At 57.1% G+C, this 13498-nt stretch carries 10 protein-coding genes; 3 read left to right on the top strand and 7 right to left on the bottom strand.

Annotation, left to right across the window (positions count from 1 at the left end; all coding sequences use genetic code 11):
• The first annotated feature begins 102 nt into the window (after window positions 1-102).
• Window positions 103-1236, top strand: coding sequence for an aminotransferase class V-fold PLP-dependent enzyme (locus VCA57_RS14310; RefSeq protein WP_411185721.1), 1134 nt, complete (start codon window positions 103-105; stop codon window positions 1234-1236).
• 148 nt (window positions 1237-1384) lie between these two features.
• Here VCA57_RS14310 and VCA57_RS14305 read toward each other — a convergent pair whose 3' ends face one another.
• From VCA57_RS14305 to VCA57_RS14275, 7 genes are all read right to left on the bottom strand, one after another.
• Window positions 1385-3007, bottom strand: coding sequence for a type I restriction-modification system subunit M (locus tag VCA57_RS14305; protein ID WP_411185719.1), 1623 nt, complete (start codon window positions 3005-3007; stop codon window positions 1385-1387).
• Entirely contained in the window at window positions 3000-4238 is a 1239-nt protein-coding gene (locus tag VCA57_RS14300) for an anticodon nuclease (RefSeq protein WP_411185718.1), read from the bottom strand. The genes VCA57_RS14305 and VCA57_RS14300 overlap by 8 nt, the downstream gene beginning before the upstream one ends.
• Complete coding sequence (locus VCA57_RS14295) at window positions 4235-5548, bottom strand: restriction endonuclease subunit S (protein WP_411185717.1); 1314 nt, start codon at window positions 5546-5548, stop codon at window positions 4235-4237. Before VCA57_RS14295 ends, VCA57_RS14300 begins: the two co-directional genes overlap by 4 nt.
• Complete coding sequence (locus tag VCA57_RS14290) at window positions 5541-8576, bottom strand: type I restriction endonuclease subunit R (RefSeq protein ID WP_411185715.1); 3036 nt, start codon at window positions 8574-8576, stop codon at window positions 5541-5543. Before VCA57_RS14290 ends, VCA57_RS14295 begins: the two co-directional genes overlap by 8 nt.
• A 182-nt stretch (window positions 8577-8758) precedes the next feature.
• Window positions 8759-9583 (bottom strand): class I SAM-dependent methyltransferase, encoded by an 825-nt coding sequence (locus VCA57_RS14285; protein ID WP_411185714.1) that lies wholly within the window; start codon window positions 9581-9583, stop codon window positions 8759-8761.
• Between the two features lie 13 nt (window positions 9584-9596).
• Complete coding sequence (gene ampC, locus VCA57_RS14280; protein ID WP_411185713.1) at window positions 9597-10763, bottom strand: class C beta-lactamase; 1167 nt, start codon at window positions 10761-10763, stop codon at window positions 9597-9599.
• A 57-nt stretch (window positions 10764-10820) separates the two neighbouring features.
• Entirely contained in the window at window positions 10821-11741 is a 921-nt protein-coding gene (locus tag VCA57_RS14275; protein WP_411185712.1) for a histone deacetylase, read from the bottom strand.
• Between the two features lie 182 nt (window positions 11742-11923).
• On the opposite strand from VCA57_RS14275, the gene tesB reads away from it, so the two are divergent.
• A complete protein-coding gene (tesB, locus tag VCA57_RS14270) occupies window positions 11924-12793 on the top strand; it encodes an acyl-CoA thioesterase II (protein ID WP_411185711.1) in 870 nt (289 codons plus the stop codon).
• On the top strand, window positions 12790-13377 hold the full coding sequence (locus tag VCA57_RS14265) for an HAD family hydrolase (protein WP_411185710.1): 588 nt from the start codon (window positions 12790-12792) through the stop codon (window positions 13375-13377). The genes tesB and VCA57_RS14265 overlap by 4 nt, the downstream gene beginning before the upstream one ends.
• The last annotated feature ends 121 nt before the right edge of the window (window positions 13378-13498 follow it).

Below are 13498 nucleotides of genomic sequence, written 5' to 3'. Positions count from 1 at the left end.
CAGTTAACGGGCTGGCATTCTAACCGAGGCAGCCTTGACCTTGTCATTTCGGCGAGCTTCGGGCAGGGTCGTGGTTGCGCTTTTTTCTGACTGGAGCCCTGTATGTCTGACCTCTACCCCAGCATCGACCCTGACGGCCTGATCGAATACTCGGTGGTCTACACCGACCGCTCCCTCAACCATATGTCGCAGGCGTTCCAGGGCGTGATGAGGGAGATATCCAGCACCCTGAAGCAGGTTTACAACGCGCAAGCCGTGGCCATCGTGCCGGGTAGCGGTACCTATGGCATGGAAGCCGTGGCGCGTCAGTTGGCCACTGGGCAGAAGTGCATGGTGATCCGCAATGGCTGGTTCAGTTACCGCTGGACGCAGATTTTCGAGATGGGCCAGATCCCCTCTGAATCGATTGTGCTCAAGGCCCGGCCGATAGCCGAGGGCAGCCAGACTGCGTTTAGCCCGCCACCGTTGACCGATGTGCTGGCGACCATCGCCGCAGAAAAGCCCCAGGTAGTGTTCGCCCCGCACGTGGAAACCTCCTCCGGGATGATCCTGCCCGACGGCTACCTGCGTGCCGTGGCGGATGCCGTACATGCGGTCGGTGGTTTGTTTGTGCTCGACTGCATCGCCTCCGGCACGCTCTGGGTGGACATGCAGGCCTGCGGCATCGACGTGCTGATCAGCGCCCCGCAAAAAGGCTGGAGCGCCTCGCCCTGTTGCGCCTTGGTGATGCTTAGCGAAGCCGCTCAGGCGCGCGTTGAGGCGACCCAGAGCACCAGCTTTGCCTGCGACCTGAAAAAATGGCTGCAGATCATGCAGGCCTACGAGCAGGGCGGTCACGCCTACCACGCCACCATGCCCAGCGATGCTCTGGCGCGTTTTCGCGATGCCATGCGTGAGGCCGCCGCCATTGGTTTCGCCAGCGTGCGCCAGCAACAACAGGAACTGGGTGATCGCGTGCGCGCCATGCTGGCCAGCAAAGGCTTTAAAAGCGTCGCCGCGCCAGGCTTCGAAGCTCCTGGCGTAGTGGTTTGCTACACCACTGATGCACAGATCAAAAACGGCAGCAAATTCGCCGACCAAGGCCTACAGATCGCCGCTGGCGTGCCGCTGCAATGCGACGAGCCAGCGGACTTCCAGACCTTCCGCCTCGGCCTGTTCGGGCTGGATAAGCTGGGCAATATCGACCGCAGCGTGGCGACCTTGGAACAGGCGCTGGATAAGGTGTTGGCAGAGTAGGTTTGGGCTTTGCGTAGTACGTGGATGGGTCGGGCCGCGCAGGTTGAGCATCGCGATACCCATCACTCTGTCTGGCGACGAAGCGATACCTGTCGATGGGTATCGCTGCGCTCAACGCCATCCTACGGTTGTTATCCCTGTCTGCGGCTCAGACTAATGGGGGCAGGCCCAGCTCTTTGAGGAAGGTATTGTGTTTGTCTCGTGCCTGCTGAATAGCTTTTTCCAGCTCAACCAGCTCGTCATGTACTTCCTCTAACTCAATCTCGGTCTCGGCACTCGCCGTGCTGATGTAGCGGGAAATATTCAGGTTGTAGTCGTTCTTTTCGATCTCCCCCATCTCCACGCGGCGAGCATAGCGGGGTTCCTCTTTGCGGAACTGATAGGTATCGATGATTTTGGCAATGTTCTCGTCGGTCAGTTGGTTCTGGCGCTTACCTTTGATGAAGTGTTCAGACGCGTTGATGAACAGCACGTCGTCTGGTTGCTTGCACTTCTTAAGCACGAGAATGCACACCGGGATACCTGTTGAATAAAACAGGTTGGATGGCAAGCCGATCACGGTGTCGATGTGGCCGTCTTTTAGCAGCTTGGTCCGAATTCGCTCCTCAGCACCGCCTCGGAACAGCACGCCGTGGGGCAGGATAATGGCCATCACGCCTTCGTCTTTTAAAAAGTGAAAGCCGTGCAGCAGAAAGGCAAAGTCGGCAGCCGACTTGGGGGCAAGACCGTGGTTTTTGAAGCGCACATCATCGGCTATGGCTTCTGTCGGGTCCCAGCGGTAGCTGAAGGGCGGGTTGGCGACGATCGCATCGAACGTTGGCTTTTTAGCAGGGTTTAGCTCGCGCAGAATGTCCCAATCGTTGCTCAGGGTGTCGCCGTGGTAAATATCGAACTCGGTATCCTTCACCCCGTGCAGCAGCATGTTCATGCGAGCCAGGTTGTAGGTGGTGATATTTTTTTCCTGGCCGTAAATCTTGCCAATGCCATGTGGCCCCATGCGCTTGCGCACATTCAGCAGTAGTGAGCCCGAGCCACAAGCGAAGTCCAGCACACTTTCTAGGCGCTTCTTGGTGCCGGTTTTTGGGTCTTGGCTGTCGAGGGTGACGATGGCAGATAGGATGTCGGAGATCTGTTGGGGCGTGTAGAACTCGCCCGCCTTCTTGCCTGAGCCAGCGGCAAACTGACCGATCAGGTATTCATAGGCGTCGCCCAACGCATCAATATCTGTGGAGAAGTCTGCCAGCCCCTCAGCGATTTTCTGGATGATGGTGCAGAGCTTGGCGTTGCGCTCCGTATAGCTTCTGCCCAGCTTGGGGGAACCCAGATCGATTTCCGAGAAAAGGCCCTGGAAGGTGCTCTCAAAGGACTCAGTCTCGATGTATTTAAAGCCTACTTGCAACGTGGCGAGCAGTTCATAGTCCTGGGTGCGGGCCATATTGGCGATGCTGTTCCACAGATGGGCGGGCTCAATGACGTAATGCACCTTACGGCGCATCTGCTTCTCAAAGGCCGGGATGTCAGCTTTGTTTCCCTCATACCAGACTTGCAGAGGAGTCGATGCTCCCTTTTTTAGCAAAACGTCAGTAAGCAACTCTGGATAGTCTTTTCCAAGTTCCTTCTTGGCCGCGATCTCGTAGTTGTCCGAGAGGTAGCGCAGGAAAAGGAAGGACAGCATGTAGTCGCGGAAGTCGTCCGCATCCATAGCTCCGCGCAGTTGATCAGCAATGGCCCAAAGGGTTTGGCCAAGTTGTTTTCTGTTGGTGTCATTCATGTGCTGGTTTCGCTTTTGGGCCTGAGGTGGGAGCAGCCGGCGCTGGTTCCGCACCCGATAGGTCAGGCAGGGCAAATTTAAAGGTGCTTATGAAGTCTTTGAGAATGCGGCGGAACAGGTCTTTGTTGTCCTCGCCCATTTCGGTCGGCTCATGGATGGCGTATTTTCCATGGCTCAGCAACTGGAGGGCACGGTTGTAGAGTGCTGTGTCTTTCTCACTCGCAAGCGCTTTAAGGCAGAAGGAAATATCGGCATGGCCAAAGAACGAGGCAGTTTTTTCCATGATGCTGCGCAGCGCATTGAAGTGAAAGGTGTAGAGCTTGCCGGAGTTGTGATAGGCGGCCACCTGCAGTTCGGCGAGTGCCGCAACGTGATGGAAAAACGGCGTGTCCTCGGTGGCCCGCAGGGTGAAGGCATCCTCACTATTAGCGCGGTGCAGGTAGTAGCGCTTGTGAGACACCTTCGGTTCTCCTTCCTTTGCCCTCCCAATTTCATTGCACATCACATTGAAAAAGAGGGCGTGGTGGGAAGAGAAAACGATCTTCACAGGAGCCGCTGCGCCATCCTGTGCTGTCCTGCTCGCTGCTCGACGAAGGAGTTTGGCGAGGTCGCAGGCGACGGAGATGGCGTTGTTATCGTCCAGTGATGAAATTGGATCGTCGATATAGACGTGCTTCACCGCCGGATAAGCGTCGGGATACTTCAAAAGCTGATCACAGATGGCCATGAAGACGCACCAGATGAAGATGTTCTGCTCACCACGGGATATTTTGATGTGTAACTGCTCCCCTTTGCGGAAGCTAACGAACACTGGCCGGTAAAAGGACTCGTTGCCCAGCTGCACTTCTTGGTACTTGAAGTCAAAGTCAAAGTCGGCATAGCGCTGCAAGTACTCATCAATAGCCGGCTCCAGAGGCTCGTTCTTGAATCCATCAAAGAATCGCGATGCCTGGTTTATTTCTAGACCGCGAGCAGTGTCATTCTCAATGTCATTGTCCCAAGTGAACAGATCCTCGGTGTAGGCATTGAAGTAAAGGGTATCCGCGAAGCCATCCGGATTCTTCTTCGTCTTACGCTTTCCGATGCCCTTGAATTCCATTGAGAGCCGCGTTTTCCCGGTCCGATTGTATGCATAGACGAGAATGAGATCGGTCCCTCCTAGATCGCCGCGCAGCTTCCTAGCGAGTGTCTTGAGGTTGGCATACCTGTTGATCTTGGGGTCGTTGCTCATGCCTCAACCACCGTCATGAACGGAAAGAGCTGCCGCATCAGCCCTTTTTTGTGATTCTTGAGGGTTTCGAGCTTTTGTGTTTGCGCAGTGATCAGGGCGTCAAGGCTGGTAAGGCAGTCTGCGATACGTTGTTGTTCGGCGGACTTGGGAACGATGAACTTGTATTTCAAAAGTTGACGGCCGTTTATTGAGTTAATCGTAGCGCCAAGGTCTCCTGCGACTTGCTTTTGGTATTTTGCCGTCTGGAACAGCTGGAAAACAAATTGGGGAGCTTGAGCGCGGAAAATTGTCATGAACGCGCCGTGTGTACATAACGGCATATCGCGAGGGATAAGAGCACTTTTGCCGATCAACGCTTTTGATCCGTTTCTGACACAGATCAAAATATCATTTGGCTGAGATAAATTTGCGCCCTTGATGGCTGGGTCAACAAAGACGCAATCATCAAGCGCTATCTCGCCATTTTTAACATTCGATGACCTCAGCACCAATAGACCAGACTCACGTACATCATCTGGACTATATGTCAGGCCGTTTATGAGCTCGCCCATTTTCCCCAAAATCGTTTCCTCCCACTGCCCGGCGTTTTGGAATTCAGGGAAGCGCATGCGGGGTTGGGTTTCTTCTTCTCGGGGGAAAAGCTGTTGCATCAGTCCTTTTTTATGTTTTTTAAGGGTATCCACTTTGCGGTCTTGCGTGACGATCAGCTCGTCTAACGAGATCAGGCAGTCAGCGATTTTTTGTTGTTCGGCTAGAGATCGCTCCCCTTTTGGTAACGGCACAGGCAAGGCAAGTAAATCTCTTTCATTGATGCTCAGTGACCCGTGAGCACGAGCCCCAACCTCAATAAAATTACGCAACCACTGTCCATGAAGGTTGCCGAGAAACAGGTAGTTCAAATATTGGGGGGCTGAAGAGAGCCCCTTAACGCGAAAGCAGGTGAATATGCTGTTTGGCACGGCAGCCAACTCGCTACCTACATACAGAGCGATGAACCCCTCTGGATATTCTTTAGTAGCGCTCTTGTTGTAGGCAAAGTCGTTTTGTTTCAAGAGCAAGTAATTTTTATAGGAGTTTCCGGCGATAATCCGTCCGAACTTTTCCTGCTGGCTCACCAAACCTACGCCAGATGTGATGCTCATTGGGATGCAGGTGTTGCTGCCTACTTTTTGGGTGCTGATAGTGACCAGCGAACCTAGCGTTTCTGTGGTCCAGTCACCTGCCTCACGAAACTCCGGAAACCGAAGCTTCGGCACTAGCGCGGGCTTTCTGTCTTTCCTCGTGTCGGTTGTTTGTGTCTTACTATTCATACGCGCTCAGTCCTGAAATTTCGCGGCCTTGGGCACGTTTGATAAGGAGTTTGTAGAGTTCTTTCATCAATTCCACTTCTGCTTCTGCACGTGCCTTCCAGCCCAGATCAAGCGCGGCCATAAGGTCGCTGAGTTGTTCGCCGTCGAAGATCATACGTTGCAGAATGCCCTCGACAAAGGCTTGCAAGGCGGCTGGGGCGAGCCTGTGTTTGATCGCAATATCCGCGATTTCGGCGGCGTCTTTGTTTTGCTTGAAGCGGCTATACCCGTCACGGATCGCGATTTCGCTTAGGCCCTCGCCGGCCTTGAGGGTGGCAATATAAGCGGCAATATCCTCGCGCTCGTTCATAAACTTGGCATCGGCCTGGATCAGGCCAATCAGTTGATCGCGGCTCATCTTCTGTTTGCTCGGCTCTTGCTGTGAGAAGCGCGACATCAGCCCCATGATGTAGTCGTAGTCAATCACGGCAGAGGCGAAGAGCACGAATTCGAAGTCGAGCTGGTCCACGGCTTTGCTCTTGTCACCTTCGCCCTTGTCGTTCTTGCCCTGCTGGGCCTTGAGATGTTGGGCCGTTTCCAGATAGGCACCGCGAAAGCCCAGCAGGCTTTCCTTGGGCAAAATCTGTTCAATGGCGGCGGCGTTGTCGGCGGTGAGGTCGGTGTATTGGTCGAGCTGGGTTTTTAGGCGCTGCACGTCTTTGAAGTGGCTGATAAACGCTGCACGAGCATCGTCGCCTTTTAGGTTGTGCACGGCCTCCGGCGCGCAGGCCACGCCTTGGGATTGCATAAAATCATCGAGCTTTTGCACTGCGGCCTGAAGTTTTTCAATCACCACCGGGGCTTTGTCTACCAGCCAAATTTCGCGGGCCTGTGGGCTGGGTGTTTCGCCAGAAAATAGGCTTATGGCTGTATCCACGGCCTCTTGTTGATGGCGGAAGTCGAGGATGTTACCGAACGGTTTTATCCCCGTAGGCTCCTTGTGAGGTAACTGGACGGAACTAAGTACGCGGTTGGTACGCGAGAAGGCCTGGATCAAACCGTGGTACTTGAGGTTTTTATCCACGTACAGGGTGTTCAGGTATTTGGAGTCAAAGCCGGTGAGCAGCATATCGACCACTATGGTGATGTCGATTTTCTGCGCATGCGGGTGGTCGGCATTGGGCCACTGCTGGTCTTTGATGCGCTTTTGCACATCTTGGTAGTAGAGATCGAACTCGCCGATGCTGTGGTTGCTGCCATAGCGCTTGTTGTAGGCGGCCAGGATGGCTTTGAGCGCGGCTTTTTTGCCTTCTGGGTCTTCTTCGTTGTCGTGCTTTTCTTGCGGCAGGTCTTCCTGAATTTGTTTGACGTCGGGATTGCCTTCGGCAGGCGGCGAGAATACGCAGGCGATGTTCAGCGGCTGGTAGTCCGGGTCGGCCAGTTGTTTGGCTTGTTGCACGTCGGCAAACAGGCTGTGGTATTCGATGGCGTCATTAATGCTGGCCGTCGCCAGGATGGCATTGAAGCGGCGCTGGGCGGTGGCCATGTCGTGCTTGGCGAGGATGGCTTCGACCACGGCGCGCTTGGCTAAACCTTCCCCAGGCTTGGGCGTTTTTTTGCCTTCTGGCTTGAAGTAGTCGATATGGAAGCGCAGCACGTTGGCGTCTTCAATCGCGTGGGTAATGGTGTAGGTGTGAAGCCGTTTCTCAAACAGTTCAACAGTGGTTTGGTAAGACGCCTGCTCGCCTTCCACTTTTACCCGTGATGAGTTTTCTACAAAGATGGGCGTGCCGGTAAAACCAAAGAGCTGGGCTTTGGGGAAGAATGCTTTGATGGCTTTGTGGTTGTCGCCAAACTGCGAGCGGTGGCATTCATCGAAGATAAACACAATGCGTTTGTCGCGCAGTGGGGCCAACAGCTCTTTGTAGGTCGGCTGGTCGTTGCGTTTGCGCTGTTTATTGCGTTTGCTGCTTTCATCCAGGGCGAGTCCGAGCTTCTGGATGGTGGTGACGATTACTTTGTCGGCGTAGTCCTCGGACAGCAGCCGGCGTACCAGTGCAGCGGTGTTGGTGTTCTCCTCGACGCAGCCTTCCTGGAATTTGTTGAATTCCTCACGGGTCTGGCGGTCGAGGTCTTTACGGTCGACCACGAACAGGCATTTCTCGATTTCTGGGTTGTCCTTGAGCAAGGTGGAGGCTTTGAAGGACGTGAGGGTTTTGCCGCTGCCGGTGGTGTGCCAGATATAGCCGTTGCCGCAGTTTTGCTCGATGCAGTCGACAATGGCTTTGACGGCATAGACCTGATACGGGCGCATCATCATGAGCTTCTGTTCGCTGGCGATCAGCACCATGTAGCGGCTGAGCGTTTGACCAAGCGTGCATTTGACCAAGAAAGTCTCGGCGAAGCGGTCGAGGTAGGTGATCTTTTTGTTCGCCTCGTCAGCAAACTGATAGATGGGTAGGAAGCGCTCATCGGCGTTGAACGAGAAGTGACGGGCGTTGTTGTTGGCGAAGTAGTAGGTGTTGTCGCGGTTGCTGACGATGAACATCTGCAGGAAGCACAGCAAGGTTTTGCTGTAGCCGTTGCCAGGGTCGTTTTTGTATTCGACGATTTGCTCCATGGCGCGGCGAGGGTTAACGCCCAGGGTTTTCAGCTCAACTTGAACGCACGGCACACCGTTGATGAGGATGAGCACGTCAAAACGGTGGTGGCTGTTGTCGGTGTTGATACGCAGCTGGTTGACCACCTCGAAGGTGTTTTTGCACCAGTCTTTGATATTGACCAGTGTGTAGTTCAGCGGGGTGCCGTCTTCGCGGGTGAAGGCATTGCGCTCACGCAGGGTGCGCGCCGCCGCAAACACATCAGGGGTGACAATCTCATCGAGCAGGCGGGCGAATTCGCCATCGGTCAGATTGACGCGGTTGAGCGCCTCGAATTTCTCGCGAAAGTTACGCTCTAGCGATACGCGGTCGGTGATATCGGGGCGGTAGGTGTACTTGAGCTCAACTAGCTTGTCGATAAAGCCCTGCTCGATTTTTTGCTCGCTCATTGCGGGTGCTCTGCGCTCTTTATGTGGCCCTAGTAAAACATGCCTATTGTGGATTGCTTCGGGCTAGTCGGGAAAGGGCCAGGATTTTTAGAGCAGGTTGAGCATCACGATACCCATCACTTTCCTGGCGTTGCAGCGATATCTGTCGATGGGTATCGCTGCGCTCAACGCCATCCTACGGTTTAGCCAGCCTTTACCGCTTGCAGCGTATAGCTCAGCGGTAGTCTTTCCGGCTGGTTGTTCAGCCGCCATTCGCCATCCTCACCCAGGCTCATCTGGCCTGGCAGGGCTTCCCAGGGGATGCTGGTGTGTTCTTCCAGTGCGGACAAGTGCATGCCGTGGCGCAGCAGTGCCGTAATGATTTCGCCCAGGCCGTGGTTCCATTCATGAGTGGTGGTGGCGGTCAGCGGGGTGTCGGTTGCTACGTAGGTGTTTTCGTCATCCCAGATCTGCGGCTCGTTATGTTCAAAGTAGGAATGGATCATCTGCAGGGCGTCCTCACAGTCCTGGTCGAGCGTCATTAGCACGGGGTGCATTTCTCGCAGAAACAGGCGTCCGCCAGGCTTGAGCAGGGCGGCGACATTGCGCGCCCAGTCATCGATGTGCGGTAGCCAGTTCAGCGCACCGATGCCGGTGTAGACCAAGTCGAACGAGTGCGCGCCGAGCACCTTAGCGGCGTCGTAGACCGAGGCTTCGACGTACTCGATGTATTCGCCACAGGTGCTCGCCAATCGGTTGGCCTGCTCCAGTGAGGCGGCGGAAAAATCTAGGCCGCTCATCTGCGCGCCTAGGCGAGCTAGCGACAGGGTGTCGGTGCCGATATGGCACTGCAGGTGCACCGCGTGCAGGCCGCGGATATCACCGAGGCGCGGCAGATCAAAACGCACGACTTCGGATAAATGCTCGGGCGAGGCGATAAACAGCTTAATTTGGTAATCGGGCGAAGCCGCATGCAAGGCGGCGCGTTCGTCCCAGTTGGCTTTGTTCAGGGCAAACGAGTCATCCATGGCGGTATTCCATTCAGTGTGTGGTGGCGTGCGTATCCAGTGCGCTCAGTAGGGCGTGTGCGGCTTTGATTCTGGCAGCGTTGGGGTAGTTTTTGTTGGCCAGCATGACCAGACCTAGCTGTTGGCTGGGGATAAATACAACGTAAGCGCCGAAGCCGTTGGTCGAGCCGGTTTTATTGAACAGGCTGTCGCCCGGCTCTGGTTCGGGTGGGGTTAGGCGCGTAGCGGGTTGCGATTCCAGAGCCATGGCTGGGGAGTTGCCAGCTTGCAGGCGCTCCAGGTTGATCGGGTAGGGGTAGCGTTCCCAGCCGAGGCCCTGAGTCATTTCGCCAACGCGGTAATAACCGGCGTGGGTAATGCCGATAGCGTGCTGCAGGTCAGGGTTGAGGCCAGCAGGGCTGATGTTGGCCTGAACAAAACGCAGCAGATCCTTGGCGTTGGTTTTCACCCCGTAGGCTTCGGCGTCGAGCATCCCTGGCGTAACTCGCAGCGGCTGATTGTCTTTTGTGTAGCCGTAGGCATAGCGCGGCATCTGCGCCGCAGGCACCTGGATATAGCTGTGCTGCATGCCGAACGCGGGGAACAGCGTGCCTTCCAATAGCGTGGCGAACGGTTGGCCCATGCTGCGCGCGGTCAGCATGCCGAGCAGGCCGATGCTGGGGTTGGAATAGCGTCTGTGGGTGCCGGCGATATGTTCGGGCCGCCACTGGCGGTAATAGGCGAGCATGCTGGCCTGGTCGGTCACCTTGTCGGGAAATTGCAGCGGCAGTCCTCCGGCGGTGTAGGTGCCGAGGTTAAGCAGGCTGGCGTGCTCCAGCGGGCTACCGCGTAGCTCGGGCCAATGCTGGCCGGCGCTGTCCGCGAGGCTCAGCTTGCCGGTGGTCTGGGCCAGGGCGGCGAGGGTGGCGGTGAAGGTTTTGCTGACTGAGCCGATTTCGAACAGGGTATCGCTGGTCACGGGCTGCTGGTCGTCCAGGCGTGCCACGCCATAGTTGAAGTAGTGCGCCTGGCCGTTGTGGCTGATCGCCACGGCCATGCCGGCGATGTCATATTCCGCCATCACCGGGCGGATGGTGGCGTCCACCAGCGATTGCAGCGTATCGGCTGCTGGCGCGGCACTGCTGATGCCGAAGGCGAGGGTGGCCAGCAGGGTTGGCAGTGTGCTGAGTTTTCCGTTCATGGCGTGCGAGATTCCTTGGTCGTGCTGATGCGCGATGTGACCGCGCACGTGTTGCTTTTATCCCAGCTCACGCGCCTGCCAGACCTTGGCGGCGCTGTGGTGCAGTATCCCGTGCCGTTTGGCCAGAGCCGTGCGGTCCTTGTCGTAGCCGCCGCCGATCACCCCAGCTACCGGGATGTCGCGGCCCAGGCAGTGGTTGAGTACGGCCTCGTCGCGTGCGGCGAGGCCGGCATCTGTGAGGTTGAGGTAGCCGAGGGCATCGTGCTGGTGCACGTCGACGCCGGCGTCGTAGAGCACGATATCCGGTTGGTACAACGGCAGCAGGTAGTTGAGGGTGTCGTTGACCACCTTGAGGTAGGCGTCATCGGCCATGCCGTTGGGCAGCGGGATATCCCAGTCGCTGGCGGCCTTGCGTGCCGGGTAATTTTTCTCGCAGTGCAGGGACACGGTGATGGCGTCCGGGGTGTTTTCCAGCAGGCGCGCGGTGCCGTCGCCCTGGTGCACGTCGCAGTCGAAGATCAGCACGCGCTGCGCTTTACCGCTAGCCAGCAGGTACTGACTGATTACCGCCAGGTCATTAAAAATGCAGAAGCCGGCCGGATAATCGTAATGGGCATGGTGGGTGCCGCCGGCCAGGTGGCAGGCAAGGCCATGTTGCAGGGCTTGTTCGGCCGCCAGCAGCGAACCGCCGACGGCGCGAATGGTGCGCTGCGCGAGGGCTGGGCTCCAGGGTAGCCCAAGGCGACGCTGTTCCTCATGGGCCAGCGCACCACTGGCATAGCGTTCGATATACGCCGGGCAGTGAACCAGGGCCAGCACCTCGGGCGGACACAGTTCGGGACGTAGCAGTTCGGCGTCCGTGCACAGGCCGCTGCCTACCAGGTGATCGCGCAGCAGGCGGAATTTCTCCATGGGGAAGCGGTGGTTGGCCGGGAAGGGCGGACTGTAATCGTCGTGGTAGACCAGCGGCAGGCGCATGTGGGAGAGCTCGTGCGAGAGTGCTCGCAGTATGGCGAGCGCTCCACGCGTGCTCAAGCCTGGCGGCCGGTTGGCTAAAATGCTGCCATGATTGTCTGCATCCATCTTTCAGACGGGCCGACAAGTGTTGGTAAAGTCTTTACCATCTCGCACCCGCCAGATGAGTTAACAGGAGAGCATGCATGAGTCAGGTGTTGAATGAGTTGGTCGCCCTGCTGACCCTGGAAACCATCGAAGAAAATCTGTTTCGCGGCGTCAGCCAGGATCTCGGCTTTCGCCAGTTGTATGGTGGCCAGGTATTGGGCCAGTGCGTGTCGGCGGCCAGCCAGACGGTGGATGCCGCGCGTCATGTGCATTCCATGCACGGCTACTTTCTGCGCCCTGGCGATGCCACGCTGCCGGTGGTTTATCAGGTGGAGCGGGTGCGTGATGGCGGCAGCTTCAGCACCCGGCGGGTGACGGCGATCCAGAAGGGCAAGCCGATCTTTACCTGCAGTGCTTCATTCCAGTTCGATGAGGAAGGCTTCCATCATCAGAATCAAATGCCTGATGTGCCGGGGCCAGAAGGGCTGAAGTCGGAGACTGAGTTGGCGGGTTTGATTGCCGATGCCTTGCCAGAGCGCATGCGCGAACGAGCGGTGAGCGAGAAGCCTATCGAGATTCGCCCGGTAACCGTCGGCAATCCCTTTGCACCGGAGCTCGGTGAGCCGGTCAAGCATGTGTGGTTCCGCGCCGCGGGTGAGTTGCCGGATGATCCACAACTGCACAAGTACCTGCTGGGCTATGCCAGCGACTTCAACCTGCTGACCACCTCGATGCTGCCGCACGGTGTATCGGTGTGGCAGAAGTTTATGCAGGTCGCCAGCCTTGATCATTCACTGTGGTTCCACGGCAACCTGCGCATGGACGACTGGCTGCTGTACAGCATGGACAGCCCCTGGGCCGGCAATGCACGTGGCTTCTCCCGTGGCAGCATCTTCAATCGTCAGGGCCAGTTGGTCGCCTCGGTGGCGCAGGAAGGCCTGACCCGCGTGCGTGAGGACTGGAAGTGAGCCTAAACGCTGCCCGCCATTGGGTGTTCGATATGGACGGCACCCTGACCATGGCGGTGCATGACTTTGAGGCGATCAAGCGGGCGCTGGATATTCCTCTGGAGGACGACATTCTGGGGCATCTGGCCGCCTTGCCGGAAGCGCTTGCCACAGCCAAACACGCCTGGCTGCTGGAGCATGAGCGCGAACTGGCGCTGGCTGCCGAACCTGCTCCCGGTGCGATTGAATTGGTGCGTGCGCTGCATGCGCGTGGCTGCCGGCTGGGCATCCTCACCCGCAATGCCCATGAGCTGGCGTTGCTGACCTTGCGTGCCATCGGCCTGGACGACTGCTTTGCCGTGGTTGACGTGATTGGCCGCGATGAAGCGCCGCCCAAGCCCGATCCCGGCGGCTTGCTGCACTTTGCCAAGGCTTGGCAGGTTGCGCCGACGGAGCTGGTGATGGTCGGCGATTACCGTTTTGACCTGGAATGTGCACGTGCGGCAGGGGCGCGTAGCGTCTTGGTCAACCTGCCAGAAAACCTCTGGCCTGAGCTGGTTGACCATTTCGCCGTGGATTGCCGGGCTTTGCAGCAGGCGATCTAAGAACCTGCATGTGATCTGCTGCGCGTCGGCCATCCGGCGTTAAAAACAGTTATGTAGCCCAGGTGTAATCCGGGGCCTGTGGATTGTGGCGCAGCTTCCCGGATTACATCCGGGCTACGGT

This window comes from Pseudomonas sp., assembly GCF_046581935.1.
In the GTDB taxonomy this organism is placed as follows: Bacteria; Pseudomonadota; Gammaproteobacteria; order Pseudomonadales; family Pseudomonadaceae; genus Aquipseudomonas.
This window is presented reverse-complemented; position numbering and strand designations above follow the sequence as displayed.

What these genes read in the sequence shown, in the direction of transcription:
- VCA57_RS14310 (WP_411185721.1), top strand. Translation starts at nt 103, where the DNA reads ATGTCTGACCTCTACCCCAGCATCGACCCTGACGGCCTGATCGAATAC.
- VCA57_RS14275 (WP_411185712.1), bottom strand. Translation starts at nt 11,741, where the DNA reads ATGCGCCTGCCGCTGGTCTACCACGACGATTACAGTCCGCCCTTCCCG.
- VCA57_RS14300 (WP_411185718.1), bottom strand. Translation starts at nt 4,238, where the DNA reads ATGAGCAACGACCCCAAGATCAACAGGTATGCCAACCTCAAGACACTC.
- VCA57_RS14285 (WP_411185714.1), bottom strand. Translation starts at nt 9,583, where the DNA reads ATGGATGACTCGTTTGCCCTGAACAAAGCCAACTGGGACGAACGCGCC.
- VCA57_RS14290 (WP_411185715.1), bottom strand. Translation starts at nt 8,576, where the DNA reads ATGAGCGAGCAAAAAATCGAGCAGGGCTTTATCGACAAGCTAGTTGAG.
- VCA57_RS14295 (WP_411185717.1), bottom strand. Translation starts at nt 5,548, where the DNA reads ATGAATAGTAAGACACAAACAACCGACACGAGGAAAGACAGAAAGCCC.
- VCA57_RS14305 (WP_411185719.1), bottom strand. Translation starts at nt 3,007, where the DNA reads ATGAATGACACCAACAGAAAACAACTTGGCCAAACCCTTTGGGCCATT.
- tesB (WP_411185711.1), top strand. Translation starts at nt 11,924, where the DNA reads ATGAGTCAGGTGTTGAATGAGTTGGTCGCCCTGCTGACCCTGGAAACC.
- ampC (WP_411185713.1), bottom strand. Translation starts at nt 10,763, where the DNA reads ATGAACGGAAAACTCAGCACACTGCCAACCCTGCTGGCCACCCTCGCC.